This is a genomic window from Jiangella rhizosphaerae, from assembly GCF_003579925.1.
Classification (GTDB): Bacteria; Actinomycetota; Actinomycetes; order Jiangellales; family Jiangellaceae; genus Jiangella; species Jiangella rhizosphaerae.
In genome coordinates this window covers 13,062-31,450 of sequence record NZ_QUAL01000143.1, presented here as the reverse complement: position 1 = coordinate 31,450, position 18,389 = coordinate 13,062, and the positions used below count along the sequence as shown (strand labels likewise).

General features: G+C 73.7%; 18 protein-coding genes and 2 tRNA genes. 15 read left to right on the top strand and 5 right to left on the bottom strand.

The features are described from left to right. Positions 1-53: 53 nt before the first annotated feature. From DY240_RS14540 to DY240_RS14515, 6 genes are read left to right on the top strand one after another with little or no spacing between them, the layout of a single operon-like run. Positions 54-1,454, top strand: coding sequence for a diaminobutyrate--2-oxoglutarate transaminase family protein (locus tag DY240_RS14540; RefSeq protein ID WP_233552741.1), 1,401 nt, complete (start codon positions 54-56; stop codon positions 1,452-1,454). Next, positions 1,451-2,902, top strand: coding sequence for a pyridoxal phosphate-dependent decarboxylase family protein (locus DY240_RS14535; protein WP_119660574.1), 1,452 nt, complete (start codon positions 1,451-1,453; stop codon positions 2,900-2,902). The genes DY240_RS14540 and DY240_RS14535 overlap by 4 nt, the downstream gene beginning before the upstream one ends. After that, entirely contained in the window at positions 2,899-4,725 is a 1,827-nt protein-coding gene (locus DY240_RS14530; protein ID WP_119660573.1) for an IucA/IucC family protein, read from the top strand. The genes DY240_RS14535 and DY240_RS14530 overlap by 4 nt, the downstream gene beginning before the upstream one ends. Continuing rightward, positions 4,722-5,414, top strand: coding sequence for a GNAT family N-acetyltransferase (locus DY240_RS14525; protein WP_119660572.1), 693 nt, complete (start codon positions 4,722-4,724; stop codon positions 5,412-5,414). The genes DY240_RS14530 and DY240_RS14525 overlap by 4 nt, the downstream gene beginning before the upstream one ends. Then, on the top strand, positions 5,398-6,735 hold the full coding sequence (locus DY240_RS14520; RefSeq protein ID WP_199701521.1) for a lysine N(6)-hydroxylase/L-ornithine N(5)-oxygenase family protein: 1,338 nt from the start codon (positions 5,398-5,400) through the stop codon (positions 6,733-6,735). Before DY240_RS14525 ends, DY240_RS14520 begins: the two co-directional genes overlap by 17 nt. Continuing rightward, positions 6,722-8,464 carry an IucA/IucC family protein gene (locus DY240_RS14515; protein WP_119660570.1) on the top strand — a complete coding sequence of 581 codons (1,743 nt, stop codon included), beginning with the start codon at positions 6,722-6,724 and terminating at the stop codon, positions 8,462-8,464. The genes DY240_RS14520 and DY240_RS14515 overlap by 14 nt, the downstream gene beginning before the upstream one ends. A gap of 203 nt (positions 8,465-8,667) precedes the next feature. On the opposite strand, the gene DY240_RS31380 is transcribed toward DY240_RS14515, so the two are convergent. From DY240_RS31380 to DY240_RS14495, 3 genes are read right to left on the bottom strand one after another with little or no spacing between them, the layout of a single operon-like run. Next, positions 8,668-9,285: a hypothetical protein gene (locus DY240_RS31380; protein WP_199701516.1), complete on the bottom strand. Its 618-nt coding sequence runs from the start codon at positions 9,283-9,285 to the stop codon at positions 8,668-8,670. Positions 9,286-9,322: 37 nt separating this feature from the next. Next, positions 9,323-9,952, bottom strand: coding sequence for an MBL fold metallo-hydrolase (locus DY240_RS14500; protein ID WP_119660567.1), 630 nt, complete (start codon positions 9,950-9,952; stop codon positions 9,323-9,325). Between the two features lie 10 nt (positions 9,953-9,962). Then, a complete protein-coding gene (locus DY240_RS14495; RefSeq protein ID WP_119660566.1) occupies positions 9,963-10,589 on the bottom strand; it encodes a cob(I)yrinic acid a,c-diamide adenosyltransferase in 627 nt (208 codons plus the stop codon). A gap of 22 nt (positions 10,590-10,611) precedes the next feature. Here DY240_RS14495 and DY240_RS14490 point away from each other — a divergent pair, with 22 nt between their 5' ends. Then, complete coding sequence (locus DY240_RS14490) at positions 10,612-11,355, top strand: ABC transporter permease (RefSeq protein WP_119660586.1); 744 nt, start codon at positions 10,612-10,614, stop codon at positions 11,353-11,355. Here DY240_RS14490 and DY240_RS14485 read toward each other — a convergent pair. Further along, positions 11,312-11,566: a hypothetical protein gene (locus DY240_RS14485; protein WP_119660565.1), complete on the bottom strand. Its 255-nt coding sequence runs from the start codon at positions 11,564-11,566 to the stop codon at positions 11,312-11,314. The two genes, DY240_RS14490 and DY240_RS14485, sit on opposite strands and share 44 nt — an antisense overlap. 66 nt (positions 11,567-11,632) lie before the next feature. Here DY240_RS14485 and DY240_RS14480 point away from each other — a divergent pair, with 66 nt between their 5' ends. The 5 genes from DY240_RS14480 (at position 11,633) to DY240_RS14460 (ending at position 16,164) form a co-directional block, all read left to right on the top strand. Continuing rightward, positions 11,633-12,214 carry a TetR family transcriptional regulator gene (locus DY240_RS14480; protein ID WP_119660564.1) on the top strand — a complete coding sequence of 194 codons (582 nt, stop codon included), beginning with the start codon at positions 11,633-11,635 and terminating at the stop codon, positions 12,212-12,214. 236 nt (positions 12,215-12,450) lie between these two features. After that, positions 12,451-13,374: a LysR family transcriptional regulator gene (locus tag DY240_RS14475; RefSeq protein WP_119660563.1), complete on the top strand. Its 924-nt coding sequence runs from the start codon at positions 12,451-12,453 to the stop codon at positions 13,372-13,374. Between the two features lie 227 nt (positions 13,375-13,601). Further along, entirely contained in the window at positions 13,602-14,342 is a 741-nt protein-coding gene (locus tag DY240_RS14470; protein ID WP_119660562.1) for an SDR family oxidoreductase, read from the top strand. Between the two features lie 32 nt (positions 14,343-14,374). After that, positions 14,375-15,265, top strand: a complete 891-nt coding sequence (locus tag DY240_RS14465) for an SDR family oxidoreductase (RefSeq protein WP_119660561.1) — start codon at positions 14,375-14,377, stop codon at positions 15,263-15,265. Continuing rightward, entirely contained in the window at positions 15,262-16,164 is a 903-nt protein-coding gene (locus DY240_RS14460; RefSeq protein WP_119660560.1) for an amidohydrolase family protein, read from the top strand. The genes DY240_RS14465 and DY240_RS14460 overlap by 4 nt, the downstream gene beginning before the upstream one ends. A gap of 1 nt (position 16,165) precedes the next feature. Here DY240_RS14460 and DY240_RS14455 read toward each other — a convergent pair whose 3' ends face one another. Beyond that, on the bottom strand, positions 16,166-16,507 hold the full coding sequence (locus DY240_RS14455) for a metallopeptidase family protein (protein ID WP_407659328.1): 342 nt from the start codon (positions 16,505-16,507) through the stop codon (positions 16,166-16,168). A 77-nt stretch (positions 16,508-16,584) separates the two neighbouring features. Here DY240_RS14455 and DY240_RS14450 point away from each other — a divergent pair, with 77 nt between their 5' ends. The 3 genes from DY240_RS14450 (at position 16,585) to DY240_RS14440 (ending at position 18,375) form a co-directional block, all read left to right on the top strand. Further along, the gene (locus DY240_RS14450) at positions 16,585-18,114 is read left to right on the top strand and encodes a metallophosphoesterase family protein (protein ID WP_119660558.1); all 1,530 of its coding nucleotides are present in this window, start codon (positions 16,585-16,587) and stop codon (positions 18,112-18,114) included. Between the two features lie 65 nt (positions 18,115-18,179). Beyond that, positions 18,180-18,252 (top strand) — tRNA-Glu (locus DY240_RS14445). Between the two features lie 45 nt (positions 18,253-18,297). Then, positions 18,298-18,375 (top strand) — tRNA-Asp (locus tag DY240_RS14440). The last annotated feature ends 14 nt before the right edge of the window (positions 18,376-18,389 follow it).

Here is an 18,389-nt window from a genome sequence, read left to right as displayed (position 1 = left end):
GGTTAGGCAAACCTAGTTGACTGCAGATCATTCTCCGTGAAAGGACCGCGCCCGTGGCGTACCACGAGGGTGTCAGGCTCGCCGAACCGCCAGCAACCGGAACCGCCGAAACCACCGACGACCTGCTCGAACGCCAGCGCCTCCGCGAATCCTCGGCCCGTTCCTACCCGCGCCGCCTGCCGATCGCCCTGGTGGAGGGCCGCGGCACCACCGTCCGCGACCACCAGGGCCGCGAGTACCTCGACTGCCTGGCCGGCGCCGGTGCGCTGGCGCTCGGCCACCGCCACCCCGTCGTCGTCCAGGCGCTGCGCGAGGTGCTCGACGAGGGGACGCCGCTGTCGACGCTGGACCTGCCGACGCCGGTCCGCGACCGGTTCGTCGAGCAGCTGTTCGCCGTCCTGCCCGAGCCGCTGCGCGACGGGCGCCTCCTGTTCTGCGGGCCGACCGGCGCCGACGCCGTCGAGGCCGCCGTCAAGCTCGCTCGCACGGCCACCGGCCGGTCCGGGCTGATCGCGTTCGGCGGCGCCTACCACGGCATGACGCAGGGCACGCTCGCGCTCACCGGCCGCAAGGCGGTCAAGGAGCCGCTCGGCGCGCTCCTCCCGGACGTCCACCACCTGCCGTTCCCGACGGCGTTCCGCTCGCCCTTCGGGGTGGACGACGGCGACGGCGCCGCGATGGCCGGGCGCCTCGTGGAGTGGGCGCTGACGGACGACCTCAGCGGCATCGCGACGCCGGCCGCCGTCATCGCCGAGCCGGTGCAGGGCGAGGGCGGCGTGCAGCCGATGCCGGCCGCGTTCGCCGCGACCCTTCGCCGCGCCACCAGCGCCGCCGGCACCGTCCTGATCGCCGACGAGGTGCAGACCGGACTCGGGCGCACCGGCGAGCTGTGGGCGAGCGAGGCGATCGGGCTGGATCCGGACGTGCTGGTGCTGTCCAAAGCGGTCGGCGGCGGGCTGCCGCTGGCGGTGATCGTCCACCGCGGCGAGCTGGACGGCTGGCAGCCGGGCGCGCACGCGGGCACGTTCCGCGGCCAGACCCTGGCGCTGGCCGCGGGTGCAGCGACGATCCGCGAAGTGGTCCGCGGCGGGATGGCGCAGCGGGCGCGGGAGGCCGGCCGCCGGCTCACCGAAGGGCTGGTCGCGGTGGCCGCCGGCGACCCCAGGGTCGGGCACGTCCGCGGCCGCGGCCTGATGGTCGGCGCCGAGCTGGTCGACCCGGGCGTGGTGGACGCCGACGGGGTTCCGGTGCCGGACGGCTGGCTGGCCGGCAAGGTGCAGGCCGAGATGCTGCGCCGTGGCGTCATCGTCGAGGTCGGCGGCACGCACGACGCCGTCGTCCGCTTCCTTCCGCCGCTGGTCATCACCGACGACGAGATCGACCGGGTGGTCGACGCGTTCGGCGGGGCGCTGCGGGCCGTCCACGCCGAGTCCGGCGAGGAGGCCGAGCGGTGACCGCGCCGCTCTTCCTCGACGGCAGCCCGGCCGCGCACGACGCGCTGCGGTCCGCCGTCGCCGAGGTGCTCGCGGTCCTGACCGCGACGGATCGGCGCGGCCCGTTCCCGGCCGTCGGCCCGGCCCGGCTGCGCGAGACGGCTGCCGCGATCGAGCCGCTCCCCGAGGACGGTGAGCCGCTGGGCGAGGTGCTCGCGGACGTCGGCCGGACGGTGCTGGCGCAGGGCGCGCGGGTCACCGACCCGTGGTGCGCCGCCCACCTGCACCCGCCGACGCTGCTGACGGCGGCCGCGGCCGAGGTGGCGATCGCCGCGACGAACCAGTCGATGGACTCCTACGACCAGGCGCCGATGGCGACGTACGTCGAGGACCGGCTGGTCGGGCGGCTCAACGAGCTGATCGGGCTGCCGGAGGCCGGGTCGGGCGTGCTGACCTCGGGCGGGACGGCGTCCAACCTGCTCGGGCTGCTGCTCGCCCGCGACCACGCCGCGGGCGGCGCGAACCTCAGCGGACTGCCGGCCGGTGCGGGCCGCTGGCGCATCCTCGCCTCGGCGGGGGCGCACGTGAGCGTCCGGCAGGCGGCCGCGGTCCTGGGGCTGGGCCGCGACGCCGTCGTCGCCGTGAGCACGGACGACGACGGCCGCATGGACGTCGCCGCGCTGGACCGGACGCTGGACCAGCTGGCACAGACCGGCGCCGTGCCGATCGCCGTCGTCGGGACCGCGGGCACCACCGACACCGGAGCCGTCGACCCGCTGGCCGCGCTGGCCGACCGCGCCGCCGCCGCCGGGGCCTGGTTCCACGTCGACGCCGCGGTCGGCTCGGCGCTGGTGCTCAGCGAGCGGCTGCGGCCGCTGGTCGCCGGGCTCGAGCGGGCCGACTCGATCACCGCCGACCTGCACAAGCTGTGGTGGCAGCCGATCGGCGCGAGCGCGCTGCTGGTCCGCGACGCCGCCGCGCTGGGCAGCGTCCGCGAGCCGGCCGACTACCTCAACCGCACCGAGGACGACGACGTCCTCAACCTGGTCGACCGCTCGCTGGACACGTCGCGCCGGTTCGACGCGCTGAAGATCCTGGTGTCGCTGCGGGCGACCGGGCGGCGCCGGCTGGCCGGGCTGGTCGAGCACCTGGTCGACCTCGCCGCGAAGGCCGGCGAGGCGGTCCGCCGCCGCCCCGACCTCGAGCTGCTGGCGCCGCCGCAGACGGTCACCGTGCTGTTCCGCTGCCGGCCCGACGGCGTGGACGACTCGCTGCAGGACCGGCTGAACGTCGACGTGCAGCGCCGGTTGCTGGCGTCGGGCCGGGCGGTCGTCGGCCGGACCCGCTACCGCGGCCGGGTGGCTCTGAAGCTCACCTTCACCAACCCGCTGACCACCCACGACGACGTCGCCGCGCTGCTCGCCGCGATCGCCGCCGAGGCCTCGGCCGGACTCGAGGAGGCCGCATGACCGGGCTGCTCGAGACGACCACTGCCGCGACGCCGACCCAGGCCGCCGACGACGCGACGGCGCACGCGCTGCTGTCGTGCTGGCTGCGGGAGGTGCCGGGCTGGACGCTCGAGCCCGATGGCGGGGGGTTTGCTGGCGCTATAGCCCCACCAGACCGCCCGCCATCCTGGCCGCGAATCGTCATCCCGCTGCCGCGGTGGAACGCCCGGCTGCTGGTCGGCGTCCGCCGGGTGTCGGCGACCTTCCGGCACCAGCTGGAGCTGCCGGTGCTGGTGCAGATCGCCGACGGCGAACCGCGCCCCGTCGGGCTGGCGCAGCTGGCGGTGCTGCTGGCCGACGCCCTGCCCGGCAGCGGGCTGCGTACGGAACCGCTGCTCACCCGGGTCCTGGACAGCGCCGCGGCGGTCGCCGGTCACCTGGACGGCCGGGCCGGGGAGATCGACCGGCTCTGGTCCGCGGCGCCGCTGACCTTCGCCGAGACCGAGCAGGCGCTGCTGCTCGGCCACCTGGTCCACCCGACGCCGAAGAGCCGGGGCGAGCTGGGCGCCGTCGAGCGGCGGCGGTACTCCCCCGAGACCGGCGGCCGGTTCGCGCTGCGCTGGCTGGCCGTCGACCGCGACCTCGTGCGGCACCGCAGCGCCCTCGACACGCCGGCGCCGGAGCTGGCCGAGGCGCTGCTGCGCGACGATCCCTCCGTCGACCCGGCGGCGCTGCGAGCAACCCGCGACGCCGTCGGCGGCGACCGGATCCTGCTGCCGGCACATCCGTACGAGGCGGACCGGCTGGCCGCCGACCCGCTGACGGCGGACCTGTTCGACACCGGGGCCGTCGTCGACCTCGGCGCGTGGGGTGCGCCGTTCCTGCCGACGACGTCCGTGCGGACGGTGTACCGGGCCGACGCGGCGTGGCAGCTGAAGTTCAGCCTGCACGTCCGCGTGACGAACTCGATGCGGGTGACGCTGCCGAAGGAGCTGGACCGCGCCGTGGAGTCGGCGGCGCTCGCGCGCACCGTCGTCGGCTCTCGCACCCGCGAGGCCGCGCCGCACTTCGTCCTCGTCCAGGACCCCGCCTACCTCACGCTGGCCCGCGGCGGCGAGGTGCTGAACGGCTTCTCGGTGCTGCTGCGGGAGAACCGGTGGGCGGACGGCGGGCCGCGCGACGTCAGCGCGCTGACCACGCTCTGCCAGGACCACCCCTACGGCGGCAGCAGCCGGCTGGTCGCGCTGGTCGCGGCGCTGGCCGCGCGGGACGGCCGCACCGAGGACGCCGTCGCCCGCGAGTGGTTCGCCCGGTTCTGCGACGTCGTCGTGCGTTCGCTGGTGCGGCTCTACCTCGACGTCGGGCTGTGCTTCGAGGCGCACCAGCAGAACACGCTGGTCGAGCTCGAGGACGGCTGGCCGGTGCGCGGCGTCTACCGCGACAGCCAGGGCTACTTCCACCGCGAGGCCGCGCACGGCGACCTCCTCACCGTCGTGCCCGGCCTGGGCGAGGCGACCGAGTCGATCTTCCCGGAGGAGCTGGCCGACGAGCGGCTGGTCTACTACCTGTTCGTCAACCTCACGCTCGGCGTGATCAACGCGCTCGGCCCGTGCGTGGACGAGACCGTCCTGCTCGGCGACCTGCGCCTGCTGCTGACGCAGGAGCGGTCGCGCGGCGGGCGGTATCCCGCGACGCTCCTGGACCGGCTGCTCGACGACGAGCGCTGGCCCTGCAAGGCGAACCTGCTCACCCGGGCGCACGACATGGACGAGCTGGTCGGCGACATCGCGACGCAGTCGGTGTACGTGACGCTGCCCAACCCGCTGCTCGGGGTGGCGTCATGACGTGGTCTGTCACGTTGCCGGGCGCGACGGCGGAGCTGACGTTCGCGCCGGTCCGCGCCGACGAGCACGCCGAGCTGATCCACGACTGGATGAACCGGTCACACGTCGTGCCGTGGTGGCAGCTCGGGGTGTCGCTGCCGGAGATCCGCGACTACCTGGCCGGGCTGACGCACCTGCGGCCGTGGCTCGTGTCGGCGCACGGCGCGCCGTTCGGCTACGTCGAGACGTACGTCGTCGCCGACGACCCGCTGGCCGGCTACTACCCGGCGCGCGCCGGCGACCAGGGGTTCCACCTGCTGGTCGGGCCGCTGTCGATGCTCGGGACCGGGGTGCCGCGGCTGATGGGCCGGGCCGTCCTGGCCTGGCTGCTCAACCGCGGCGAGCGCGCCGTCTGCGAGCCCGACGTCCGCAACGGCCGCATGCTCGCCTACTGCGACCGGCTCGGGCTGTCGTCGCTCGGCGAGGTCGACCTGCCGGAGAAGCGGGCGGCGGTGCTGGCCTGCGAGCGGACGGCGTTCGACGCGCTCTGGCCCGGTGACCGGGCCGCCGTGGCGGCGGCCGTGGAGGTGCCCAGGGAGGCTCATGCGGCACCGACGGCGACGCGGGGCCGAAGGTCCCGCCGAGTCGTCGGTCGAGACCGCGTGCCGAGTGGAGCGAAGGAGGTGTCGCCGCATGAGCCGACCGACTGATGTCACCGGCATGACGACGTATGACGTCGTCGGCGTCGGGCTGGGCCCGTTCAACCTCGGGCTGGCCGCGCTGCTGGACCCGGTGCCGGACGTGGACCCGGTGTTCTTCGAGGCCGCGCCGCGGTTCGCCTGGCACCCCGGCCTCATGCTGCCCGGGACGACGCTGCAGGTGCCGTTCCTGGCCGACCTGGTCACCCTCGCCGACCCGACCAGCCGCTGGTCGTTCCTCAACTACCTGCACGAACGCGGCCGGCTGTACCGGTTCTACTTCTACGAGCGGTTCCACCTGCCGCGGGCGGAGTTCGACGCCTACGCCCGCTGGGTCGCCGAGTCGCTGCCGTCCTGCCGCTTCGGGACGCGGGTGACGGCGGTGACGCCGCTCGGCGACGGCTGGCGGGTCACCGTCGAGGCCGCGGACGGGACCACCGAGGAGCACACGGCCCGGTCGGTGGTGTTCGGCGTCGGCACCCGGCCGTTCGTGCCGGCCGTGGCGCGCGACGTGCTGGGCGAGTCGGTCTTCCACACCGAGGACTACCTCACCTACCGGGAGAAGGCGGTGACCGCGTCCGCCGTCACCGTCGTCGGGTCCGGGCAGAGCGCCGGCGAGGTGGTCGCCGACCTGCTCGAGGCCGGGTTGCCCGGCGGCCTGACGGTCGACTGGTTCACGCGCTCGCGCGGGTTCCTGCCGATGGAGTACTCCAAGCTCGGGCTGGAGCACTTCACGCCCGAGTACACCGCCTACTTCCACGGGCTGCCGCCGTCGGCCCGCGACGAGATCCGGGCCGGCCAGGACCTGCTCTACAAGGGGCTGTCGGCCGAGACCAGCGAGCGCATCTACGACCTGCTGTACGCCGCGACGGTGGACCGCGACGACCCTCCGGTGGTGTACGCCGGCGGCTGCGAGCTGCGCGACATCGCGCCGTCGCCGGTGCCGGGACGGCGCTGGCGGCTGACCTGGCACCACCGCGACCAGGACCGCACGTTCACCCGCGACACCGACGTCGTCGTGCTCGGGACGGGGCACGAGCCGGCGCCGCTGCCGGTCGCACCCGGCGTGGTGGCGGCCGACGCGCTGGGGCGGCCGGAGGTGTCGCTGGACTACCGGCTGACGCTGGCGTCCGGCGCGCCGTCGACGCTGTTCGCGCAGAACGCCGAGCTGCACACGCACGGGGTCGGCGCCCCGGATCTGGGACTCGGCGCGCACCGCAACTCCGTCATCGTCAACGCGCTCGCCGGCCGCGAGGTCTACCCCGTCCGCGACCGCACCGTCTACCAGAGCTTCGGCGTCCCCGAGGAGGCCCGTCCGCATGACCGCACCTGACCTGGAGCAGTGGGAACGGGCAAACCGCGAGCTGATCGCGAAGCTGCTCACCGAGTTCGGCTACGAGGAGATCATCTCGCTGTCCGGCGCCGTGTCGGTGGACCTGCCGGGCGGGACGCTGACCGGACGGGCGACGCGGCGGGCGCTGGGCTGGTGGCGGGTGGATCCGTCGTCGCTGGAGTGGTCCGGCGGCGGGGCACTGCCGGACGCCGCCGACGTCTTCGCCGCGGTGCTGACGGCGGCCGGCGCCGACGCGTCCACGGTCGCCGGAGCCGTGTCGGAGCTGTCGTCGACGCTGCTCACGGACGCCCGGCAGCTGGCGACGGCGCGGCCGGCCGCCGAGGTGGTCGACCTCGAACCGGTGCTCGCCGAGGCCGAGCTGACCGGGCACCCGTGGATCGTCGCCAACAAGGGCCGGGTCGGCTTCGGCGCCGACGACCTGGCCGCCTACCCGCCGGAGGCGCGGGCCGACGTGCGGCTGCTGTGGCTGGCCGCGTCGCCGGCCGTCGCGGATGCCGTCGGGCTGGACCATCACGCCGTGGTACGCGACCAGGTCGGTGAGGCGGCGTTCGAGGCCCTGCGGGCCGCGGCGCAGCTGGGCGGGCTGGACCCGTCGACGTGTGTGTTCGTGCCGGTACACCCGTGGCAGTGGGCGCACCGGATCCTGCCGCTGCACGCACCGCAGCTGGCCCGCGGCGAGCTGGTGTTCCTCGGCGTGGGGCCGGCGCGGTACCGGCCGCAGCTGGCGATCCGCACGTTGACCGACCTCGACGACCCGGCGCGGCGCTACCTCAAGCTGCCGCTGTCGATCCTCAACACGTCGGTCTACCGCGGGCTGCCGCGGGAGCGGACGCTCGCGGCGCCCGAGCTGACGGCCTGGTTGTCGTCCGTGGTCTCCGGGGATGAGTTCCTGCGCGAGACGGGGCTGATCCTGCTCGGCGAGGTGGCCGGCGTGAGCGTCGCGCACCCGGTGTACTCGTCGCTACCCGGGGTGCCGTACCAGTACACCGAGCTGCTGGGCGCGATCTGGCGCGAGCCGGTGCAGCCGTACCTGCGCGACGGCGAGCGGGCGGTCTCGCTCGCCGCGCTGATGCACGTCGACCCGTCCGGCGGGACCTTCGCCGGCGAGCTGGTCGCGCGCAGCGGGCTGAGCGCGACCGAGTGGGTGGCCCGGCTGCACGAGGCGGTGCTGCCGCCGCTGCTGCACGTCCTGTACAAGTACGGCGCGATGTTCTCGCCGCACGGGCAGAACTGCATGATCGTCCACCGCGACGGCGTGCCGACCCGGCTGGTCGTCAAGGACTTCGTCGACGACCTCGCGATCTGCTCGGAGTCGATCCCCGAGCACGCCGGGCTGACGCCGTCGGTGCGGGCCGCCCTCGCCGACGTCGTCCTGGACGGCAAGACGCTGCGGAAGTACCTGCAGAACGGCCTGCTCATCTGCGTCTACCGCTACCTGGCCGAGATCGCGGCCGACCGGCTGGGCGTGCCGGAGGCGACGTTCTGGGCGTCGGCGCGGGACGTGCTGACGGCCTACCAGGACCGGTTCCGCGGCGAACTGGCCGACCGCTTCACCATGTTCGACCTCGAGTCGCCGACGTTCCCGAAGCTCTGCCTCAACCGCCTGCGCCTGTTCGAACGCGGCTACGCCGACGACCCCGAACGCCCCGTCATCTCCGCCGTCGGGACGGTCCCGAACCCGCTCTCCCCGTCCTTCGCCCCGGAATGATCACGTTCAGCACGAAAACTCGTGTCGGACTATGCCTGCAGGCGTGTTGATGCTCGGGTGATCATCATGACGTGCGCGGCAAACGCTTTCCCGTCGGCGAGGCGGGCCACCACCACGATTACCCGAGCATCAACACGCCTGCAATCGTGGTGCGACACGAAATCCCGTGCTGAACGTGATCATTCCCGGCCGGGAAGGGGGCACTAGTGCAGCTCGTTGCGGCGCCACAGTGCGGCGGCGCGCTCGAGCTCCTCGGCCATCCTCAGATTGCCTTTCGCCAGGCGGGTCTGCCGCTCGCCCTCGTCCTCCGGGAGGTCGTCGGCGGAGTGCGCCCGGCCGGCCGCGACGACCCGGCAGAAGGCGCCCGCACGTTCCAGCGCCACGGCGAAGTCGCCGGTGAACGCGCTGGTCAAGACCGCGTCACCGAGGGCGGCGACCTCCGCGGGGCCGGGCGGGTGTGCGACGCCGGCGACCGCCGTGGAGACCTCGGCCACGCGCTCGCCGACGGCGAAGACGCGGGCGGCCTCGGAGCCGTTGCGGTGCACCCAGCTGCGCAGCAGGTAGAGCGACCAGAGCGTGCCGGGCAGGGTGTCGGAGCCGGACCCGCGCCACAGCTCGGCCATCTCGTCCAGCCCGAGGCGGTCGGCGAGGTCCAGCAACCGGGGCGCGGTGCCGGGCTCGGACCGGGCCGCCTGCAGGACGGCGGCGGCGGTGGCGTGCGCGACGGCGGTGCGGTCGGCGGGATCGGGGTCGCCGAGCAGATCGGGCATGTCGGGACGCAGCTGGGGTCGCCGGTGGCGCTCGGATCTGCCTTCGGTCACGTCTCCATTGTCCCTTGTGTGCGCCGGTTCGTCGGAATCAGGCCTCGAACGAGCTGCCGGCGGCCAGGACGCGCAGCTCCGTCTCCTCGGGCGCGAGCCGCTCGAACAGGCCGAAGAACGGGTCGGGCACGGCCAGCAGCGCCTCGTGGATGGGGATGGCGACGTTCGGCGTCAGCGCCCGCAGGTAGTCGACCGACTCGCCGGCCCTCAGCCACGGTGCGGCGGTGGGCAGCCCGAGGATCTCGACGTCGACGTCGGGGATGGTGAAGGAGTCGCCCGGGTGCAGGAACCGGCCGCCCACCAGGTAGGCGACGTTCGGGATGACCGGCACGTCGGGGTGGATGACGGCGTGGTGGCCGCCGAACACGTCGATGGTGGTGCCGACGTGCAGCCGCTCACCCGGCTGCACGCCCGTCGCGGCGATGCCCGACTCGGCCAGGATGGCCGCGCTGCCGGCGTCGGCGTACAGCCGTGCCTCCGGGTTGGCCGCGAGCAGCGCCGGCAGGCGGCCGGTGTCGAGGTGGTCGGGGTGCTGATGCGTGACGAGCACCGCCGTCAGCCCGGTCAGCGACTCGAAGCCGTGCGAGAAGCCGCCGGGGTCGACGACGATGCGGGCGTCGCCGTCCTCGACGAGGACGCAGGAGTGCTCGAACTTCGTCAGCCTCATGATCTCGAGGCTATCGCCGTCGCGGCGGTTCCGCGCGGCCGCCGCCGGGCTGCCAGAGGACGTCGCCGGCGGCCCGGTTGGCGTACCGGGCGAGGATGAACAGCAGGTCCGAGAGGCGGTTGAGGTAGGTGGCGGTGAGCGGGTTGACGCCGCCGTCGTCGCCGGTGCCGTACTGCTCGACCGCCCGCCAGGCCGACCGTTCCGCCCGCCGCACCACCGTCGTGGCCACATGCAGCTGCGCCGCCGTGACGGTGCCGCCGGGCAGGATGAACGACGTCAGCGTGGGCACCTCGGCGTTGTAGCGGTCGCAGTCGGCCTCCAGCTCGTCGATCCACGCGGCCTGGACGCGCAGCGGCTCGTGCTCGTACGACGGCCTGAGCGGCAGGCAGAGGTCGGCGCCGACGTCGAACAGGTCGTTCTGCACCCGCTGGAGGACGGCGAGCACGTCCGGGCCGAGACCGCCGCCCCCGGTGCCGGACCGTTCCAGCGCGACGGCCACCCCGATGGCGGCGTTGGCCTCGTTGGCGTCGGCGTAGGCGACGAGTCGCGGGTCGGTCTTCCGGGTGCGGCTGAAGTCGCCCAGCCCGGTGGTGCCGTCGTCGCCGGTGCGGGTGTAGATCCTCGTCAACCTCACCATGTCCTCACACTACGGTGACCAGATGTCGTCGACACTGCTGCCGGTCGGTCCGGGCCTGGCCGTGGCGATGGCGGTGCTCGTCGTGGTCGCCGTCGCCGTGAGCGCCGTCGCGCGCCTCGGTCACGACCGCGGGGTGGTCACGGCGGCGGTGCGCGCGGTGGCCCAGCTCGCCGTCGTCGCACTGGTGCTCGCCGCCGTCGTCGAGGTCGAGCCGCTGACGGCGGCGTTCGTGCTGGTGATGCTGGTGACGGCGACCGTCACGGCCGGGCGGCGGATGACCCGGGACCGGTCCTGGACGTGGGCCGCGGTCCCGGTGGCGGCCGGCCCGCTGCTGGTCGTCCTGGCGCTGCTGGCCACCAGGGTGCTCCCGGCCGACCCGCTCGCCGTCATCGCGGTCGCCGGGATCCTGATCGGCGGGGCGATGACGGCGGCCGCGCTGGCCGGGCGGCGCGCGCTGGACGAGCTGGAGACCCGGCGCGGCGAGGTGGAGGCCGCGCTGTCGGTCGGGCTGCTGCCGCGCGACGCCGCCCTGGAGATCGGCCGTTCGCAGGCGGCGACCGCGCTGATCCCCGCCCTCGACCAGACGCGCACCGTCGGCCTGGTGGTGCTGCCGGGCGCGTTCGTCGGCATGCTCATCGGCGGCGCCGATCCGATCCAGGCCGGTGCGGTCCAGCTGTTCGTGCTGGTGGCCCTGCTGGCGGTCGAGACGGCCGCGGTCGCGCTCACGATCGAACTGGTCGCGCGCGGCGTGATCGTCCGGCGCTGAGCCGGACGCCGGCCCGGGTGAGCGCCGGGACGACGACGTAGACGGCGACGGGGACGACCAGCAGCGTCAGCACCAGCGTGCTGACCGGGATCGGCAGGTCGCCGGTGAGCGGGCGGAGCAGGAACTGCCCCAGGGTCACGAGCGGATAGATGGCCAGCCAGATGATCAGGGCGCGGCGGTGGACGGACGGCGGACGATTTTCCAACTGCATGGTTGGAGTTTGCGCCCGGATGCGAGAAAAAGCAACTGAACGGTTGGAGATTGCTACGGTGCTCCCATGCCGTGGGACACCGAGGCGACCCGCCGCCGCCTCCTCGACGCCGCCGTCGAGGAGTTCGCCGAGCACGGACCGGCCGGCGCCCGCGTCGACCGCGTCGCCCGGTCCGCCGGCATCAACAAGGAGCGCATCTACCAGTATTTCGGCGACAAGGAGGGGCTGTTCCGCGCCGTCCTCGAGCGGGAGCTGCAGCGCCTCGCCGCCGCCGTCCCGCTCACCGCGGAGCAGGCAGGCGACCTCGGCGACTACGCCGGGCGGCTGTTCGACCACCACACCGACCACCCGCACTTCCTCCGGCTGCTGCACTGGGAGGGGCTGGCCAGCGGCGGCGAGGCGGTCGCGGAGGCGAAACGGGCGGCGCTGCAGCACGACAAGGTCGCGGCGGTCGCCGACGCCCAGCGCCGCGGGCTGGTGACCGCCGCGATCGGCGCCGGGCAGCTGCTCTACGGCGTGATGGCGCTGGTCGACTGGTGGTTCGTCGCACCGCACGTGGTCCGGATGACGGTCGGCGCCGAGGGCATGGACCGCGCGACGCAGCGGGCCGCCGTCGTCGAGCTCGCCCGCCGCATGTCCGCGCCCTGACCGGGACGAACCGCCCGGCGGCGCGACGTCAAGGTGATCCTTCCCACGCCGTAACGCTGGGAACAACCACGGGCATCAGGTAGTTTCAGGTACTGGCGACAGCCCTTCGGGGCTCTCGCTGGGCGGCGGGCCGTGGTAACCCCGGGTCCCACTTATAGCCGCTACGAGCGGCCGTTGCGCCGAGAGGCGTTCCCGGCCCGGCGCCCGAACCATTCTTCCTACGCCAGACTGGCCTCGTGGAGCTGAGGCAGCTGGAGTACTTCGTCGCCGTCGCGCACGAGAAGAGCTTCACGCTGGCCGCCAAGCGGCTGCACGTGGTGCAGAGCGCGGTCTCGGCGGCCATCGCGGCGCTCGAGAAGGACCTCAAGGTCACGCTGTTCGAGCGCAGCGCGCAGCGCGTCGTGCTGACGGAGGCGGGCGCGGCGCTGCTGCCGGAGGCGCTGGCGGTGCAGGACGCCGTCCAGGGCGCCCGTGACGTCGTCGACGAGCTCGGCAGCGGGCTGCGCGGCCACGTCCGGGTGGCGATGCTCGGGGGTCTGGCGCTGGTCGACCTCCCGGCCGTCGCGGGCGTGTTCCGGACCCGCTATCCGGGCGTCGAGCTGCAGCTGCGGGTCGAGGCCACCGGCTCGTCGGGCAACCTGGCGGCGCTGCTGGCCGGCGACTGCGACGTCGCGTTCCTGGCCCTCGCCGCTCCGCCGCACCGCGACCTCGCCAGCTGGGAGCTGGTCCGCGTGCCGAACGTGCTGGCGGTGCCCGTGGGTCACCGGCTGGCCCGCCGGCGGCGGGTCGCCCTGGCCGACCTCGCCGACGAGAGCTTCGTCGACTTCCCGCCCGGCTTCACCAACCGGGCGATCGCCGACCAGGTGTTCGAGGCCGCCGGCATCTCGCGCCGCATCGCCGTCGAGGTGGCCGGGGTCGACGACGCCGCGGCGTTCGTCCGCCACGAGGTCGGGGTGGCGATCCTGCCCGAGTACGCGGCCCGGCTGGCCGGCGACGTGCGGATCCTGCGGGTCGACGGGCAGTCGTTCGAGTGGGCGGTGCACGTGGCCATGCTGCGCAAACGCCGCCCGTCCGCGGCCGTGCGGGCACTGCTCGGGCTCGTGATGCAGCACGTCCGGCTGCTGGACGGGACGGTCGCCGGCGCGGACTTGCATCGCTGAAACTGATTCAGACATCGAAGAGATTCGTTTGTCTTGATGCTTTGGCCGGCTTCAGGATCGAGGAGGGTCAGGCAAAACCGACGGGCGATGGGGGGCCGAAGGTCCCCCTGAGTCCTCGGTCCAGTCCGCAAGTCGACTGGAGAGCGTTCGTGATCTTTGCCTGACCCGACTCTCACATCAGGCACGAACTGTCAGCACGACAGCTCAGATCCGGAAGGAACCCGGCCATGACCGACCAGAACACTCCCCGCGTCGCGATCGTCACCGGCGGCTCCCGCGGCATCGGCCGCGAGACCGCCGCCCGCCTGGGCCGCGACGGCTACGCCGTCGTCGTCACCTACGGCGGCGCCAAGGAGGAGGGCGAACAGGCCGCCGCCGAGGTCGTCGCGGCCGGCGGGCAGGCCGTCGCCGTCCAGGTCGACGTCGCCGACGAGCACTCCGTCGCCGCGCTCTTCGACGAGGCCGAGCGGGTGTTCGGCGGCGTCGACGTCGTCGTGAACGCCGCCGGCATCATGCGGCTCGCCCCGCTGGCCGAGCTGGACCTCGGCGAACTCGACGCCCACCTGCGCGTCAACGTGCGCGGCACCTTCGCCGTCGACCAGCAGGCCGCCCTGCGGGTCCGCTCCGGCGGCGCGATCATCAACGTCTCCAGCTCGCTGACCCGCTTCCAGCGGCCGGGCTACTCCGCCTACGCGGCCAGCAAGGGCGCCGTCGAGGCCATCACCCTGATCCTGGCCCGCGAGCTGCGCGGCCGCGACATCACCGTCAACGCCGTCGCCCCCGGCCCGACCGCCACCGCACTGTTCCTCGAGGGCAAGCCGCAGGAGCTGCTCGACCGGATGGCCGCCGAGCCGCCGCTGGAGCGCATCGGCCGGCCCGAGGACATCGCCGAGGTCATCGCGTTCCTCGCCGGCCCGGCCCGCTGGATCAACGGCCAGACGCTGTACGCCAACGGCGGCGCGATCTGACCCCGTCCCGTCCACCGCAAAGGAGACCCACCATGAGCACGATCCTCATCAGCGGCGCGTCCAGCGGCTTCGGCGCGCTCACCGCCCGCGCCCTGGCCGACGCCGGCCACGTCGTCTACGCCGGCATGCGCGACATCGCCGGCCGCAACGCCGCCGCGGCGGCCGAGGCCAAGGCATACGCCGCCGAGCACGGCGTCGACCTGCGCACCGTCGAGCTGGACGTCAGCTCCGACGAGTCCGCACGGCAGGCCGTCGCCACCGTCGCCGGCGAGCAGGGCCGGCTGGACGTCCTGATCCACAACGCCGGCCACATGGTCACCGGCCCGGCCGAGGCGTTCACGCCGGAGCAGCTCGCCGAGCTCTACGACACCAACGTCATCGGCACCCAGCGGCTCAACCGCGCGGCCCTGCCCGTGCTGCGCGGGCAGAACGACGGCCTGGTCGTCTGGGTCGGCAGCTCCAGCACCCGTGGCGGCACCCCGCCCTACCTGGCGCCGTACTTCGCGGCGAAGGCCGGGATGGACGCGCTCGCTCAGAGCTACGCACTGGAGCTGTCGCGGTTCGGCATCGAGACCACGATCATCGTCCCGGGCGCGTTCACCCACGGCACGAACCACTTCGCCCACAGCGGGTCGCCCGCCGACACCGCCGTCGTCGCCGATTACGAGCGGAAGTACCCGCAGCTGATGGAGCAGGTCGCGCAGCGGCTCGCCGAGCTGGAGCCCGACTGGGCCGACGTCGCGGACGTCGCCCGGGCCATCGTCGACGTCGTCGGCACCGAGAAGGGCCGCCGCCCGTTCCGCGTGCACATCGACCCGTCCGACGACGGCTCGGTCGTCGTCAACGCCGTCGCCGACCGCGTCCGCGCGGAACTGCTGCGCCGCATCGGCCTCGACGACCTGCTGCACCCGAGCGCCGCATGACGCTGATCGACGTGCACGCGCACTTCCTCACCGAGGATTACGTGGCCGCGGCCGTCCGAGCCGGGCATCGCGCCCCCGACGGGATGCCCGGCTGGCCGCGGTGGTCCGCCGACGGTCAGCTGGACCTGATGGACCGGCACGGGATCGCCCGCGCCGTCCTGTCGGTGTCGTCGCCGGGCGTCCACTTCGGCGACGACGTCCGGGCGCGGGTGCTGGCGCGGCAGGTCAACGAGGCCGCGGCGGCGTCGGTGGCCCGCCGGCCGGACCGGTTCGGCTTCCTCGCCGCCCTGCCGCTGCCCGACCTCGACGGCGCGGTCGCCGAGGCCGGGCACGCGTTCGACCAGCTCGGCGCCGACGGCGTCGTCGTCCTGACGAACGCCGCCGGCCGGTACCCCGGCGATCCGCGGCTGGAGGCGTTGTGGCGGTTCCTCGACGAACGCGAGGCGGTCGTGCTGCTCCATCCGACCTCGCCGCCGAACTGGCGCGACGTCGCGCTGGACCGCCCGCGACCGCTGATCGAGTTCGTCTTCGAGGGCGTGCGTGCGGTCGCCGACCTGGTGCTCTCCGGCGTACTGGCGCGCCATCCGCGGATCCGGTTCGTGGTCGGCGACGCCGGCGCCGTGCTGCCCCTGCTGGCGTCGCGGCTGGAACTGCTGGCCGACGACGGCGTGCGGCTCGCGCCGCAGCTGGACCGGCTGTGGGTCGATCTCGGCACGTCGGGCGTCTGGCCGTCGCCGTCGGGGCGGGTGGTCTACGGCAGCGGCTCGTGCTTCACGCCGCCCGAGGGCGTGGCCCGGCAGCTCGCCCGCCTGGACGACACGGTCGCCGGCTGGCGCGCGACCACGACGGCGAACGCGACCAGGCTGTTCGACGGCGTGCCGGCGGGCGTGCGCGGCTAGCTCACGCCCAGCCGAGCTCGTGCAGCCGGTCGTCGTCGATACCGAAGTGGTGGGCCACCTCGTGCACGACGGTGATCAGCACCTCCTCGACGGCGTCGTCGGGCGTCTCGCAGATGCGCAGGATCGGCAGGCGGAACAGCCGGATGGTGTCGGGCAGCACGCCGGTGTACCACTCGCCGCGCTCGGTCAGCGGGGTCCCCTCGTACAGTCCCAGCACCTCCGGAGCATCGTCCGGGGCCTCGTCCTCGATGAGGATCACCACGTTGTCCATCATCTCGGCCAGCTCCGGCGGGATCTCGTCGATCGCCTCGGACACCAGCCGCTCGAACTCCGCCTCGGTCAGCTCCAGCACAGCACCAGTCTCGCCTGCCGGACCGGCGCCCGCCGATTGCGGGGGCGGAAATGTGTTACCAACGATGCGTGGACGTGGCGACGGAGACGAGCGCGCCGGGTGACCGGCTGCGGCGGCGGGTGTGGCGCGACTACACCCGTCCGGCGAGCTGGCCCTCGTGGCTGCGCCGCACGTTCATGCTGCTCAGCCCGGTCGTGCTGGCGCTGGCGGGCGCCTGGATCGCGCTCACCGTCGCCGGCACCACGCAGACCTACGTCGGCCCGCTGGCCATCGACGTCGCGTTCCGGCCGACGCTGAGCGGCGAGTCGGTGATCCATCTCGACCCCGTCGGCGCTGTGGTCCTCGACACCCATTCCGGCCCGGTGACACTGGACATCTCGGTGCGCCAGGTCGACCTCGACGGCCTCAGCGGCTACGTCGACGACCCGTACTCGCTGTCCGGCCTGGACGAGCAGATCACCGCCGGCATCGAGGACGTCATCGTCGACGCGGCGATCCGGGCCGCCCTCACGGCCGTCATCGGGGGCACGCTGGCGGCGGCGCTGGTGCTGCGGTCGGTCCGGCGCACCGCGCTGGCGGCCGGGGTGGCGGCCGCGGCGGTGCTCGGCAGCTACGGGCTCACGGCGCTGACGTTCGACTCCGAGGCCGTCCGCGAGCCCGCCTACACCGGCCCGCTGGCCGCCGCGCCGCAGTTGATCGGCAACGCCGAGGACATCGCGACGAACTTCGACGCCTACGCCGACCAGCTGGCCGGCTTCGTCGCCAACGTCGCCGCCGTCTACGACACCACGCTCAACCTGCAGACGTTCCAGCCGAACGACGACACCATCCGGGTGCTGCACGTGTCGGACCTGCACCTCAACCCGGCCGCGTGGGACATCATCGACGCCGTCGCCGAGCAGTACGACGTCGACGCCATCGTCGACAGCGGCGACATCGTCGACCAGGGCACGCCGCTGGAGAGCTCCTACGTGCGCCCCATCGCCGACCTCGGCCGGCCCTACGTCTTCGTCAAGGGCAACCACGACTCCGTCGCGACCGCGGCCGCCGTCGCCGCCGCACCCAACGCCGTCGTGCTCGACGGCGAGCCGGCCGAGGTGGCCGGGCTGCGGTTCGTCGGCGCGCCCGACCCCCGGTTCACGCCGGACAAGTCCGTCCGCGGCGTGCCCGACGAGCTCATCCGCTCCGGCACCGAGGAGTTCGCCGAGGCGGCCGAGGAGCTCGACCCGCCGCCGGACGTCATCGTCTTCCACGACCCCAGCCACGCCGAACTGTTCGACGGCATCGCCCCGCTGGTGCTCTCCGGCCACGCGCACAAGCGCGACACCTACACGCTGGACGAGGGCACCCGCGTGATGGTGCAGGGCTCCACCGGCGGCGCCGGGCTGCGCGGGCTACGTGACGAAGATCCCACTCCGGTCAATCTGTCGGTGCTCTACTTCGATCCGGACACGAAAGCCCTGGTGGCCTGGGACGATCTCACCCTCGGCGGCCTCGGCCAGACCAGCGCCGAGATCGACCGCCACCAGGCCGGCGAGGACGACGGCGCCGCTCAGGGCCCCGAAGACCCCTCGCCAACTCCCGATTTGGAGAACTGAGCGCGTCACCCTATGCTTTCAACGTCCCGAACGGCGACGAGCCATGGGCCATGTCGTCAGATCTGGTCCCCATCGTCTAGCGGCCTAGGACTCCGCCCTTTCAAGGCGGCAACGCGGGTTCGAATCCCGTTGGGGATGCGGTGTTCTGCTTCGGCAGCAACATCGGGCACGGCAGTACAGCAAGGTCCTGTGGAGCAGCTCGGAGTGCTCGCCGCCCTGTCAAGGCGGAGGTCGCGGGTTCAAGTCCCGTCAGGACCGCCAGCAACACCCACAGC

Bases quoted from the DNA above. Each gene is read 5' to 3' on its own strand.
- DY240_RS14530 (WP_119660573.1), top strand. From the start codon at position 2,899: ATGACCGGGCTGCTCGAGACGACCACTGCCGCGACGCCGACCCAGGCC.
- DY240_RS14525 (WP_119660572.1), top strand. From the start codon at position 4,722: ATGACGTGGTCTGTCACGTTGCCGGGCGCGACGGCGGAGCTGACGTTC.
- DY240_RS14520 (WP_199701521.1), top strand. From the start codon at position 5,398: ATGAGCCGACCGACTGATGTCACCGGCATGACGACGTATGACGTCGTC.
- DY240_RS14515 (WP_119660570.1), top strand. From the start codon at position 6,722: ATGACCGCACCTGACCTGGAGCAGTGGGAACGGGCAAACCGCGAGCTG.
- DY240_RS14500 (WP_119660567.1), bottom strand. From the start codon at position 9,952: ATGAGGCTGACGAAGTTCGAGCACTCCTGCGTCCTCGTCGAGGACGGC.
- DY240_RS14495 (WP_119660566.1), bottom strand. From the start codon at position 10,589: ATGGTGAGGTTGACGAGGATCTACACCCGCACCGGCGACGACGGCACC.
- DY240_RS14490 (WP_119660586.1), top strand. From the start codon at position 10,612: ATGTCGTCGACACTGCTGCCGGTCGGTCCGGGCCTGGCCGTGGCGATG.
- DY240_RS14485 (WP_119660565.1), bottom strand. From the start codon at position 11,566: ATGCAGTTGGAAAATCGTCCGCCGTCCGTCCACCGCCGCGCCCTGATC.
- DY240_RS14480 (WP_119660564.1), top strand. From the start codon at position 11,633: ATGCCGTGGGACACCGAGGCGACCCGCCGCCGCCTCCTCGACGCCGCC.
- DY240_RS14470 (WP_119660562.1), top strand. From the start codon at position 13,602: ATGACCGACCAGAACACTCCCCGCGTCGCGATCGTCACCGGCGGCTCC.
- DY240_RS14465 (WP_119660561.1), top strand. From the start codon at position 14,375: ATGAGCACGATCCTCATCAGCGGCGCGTCCAGCGGCTTCGGCGCGCTC.
- DY240_RS14460 (WP_119660560.1), top strand. From the start codon at position 15,262: ATGACGCTGATCGACGTGCACGCGCACTTCCTCACCGAGGATTACGTG.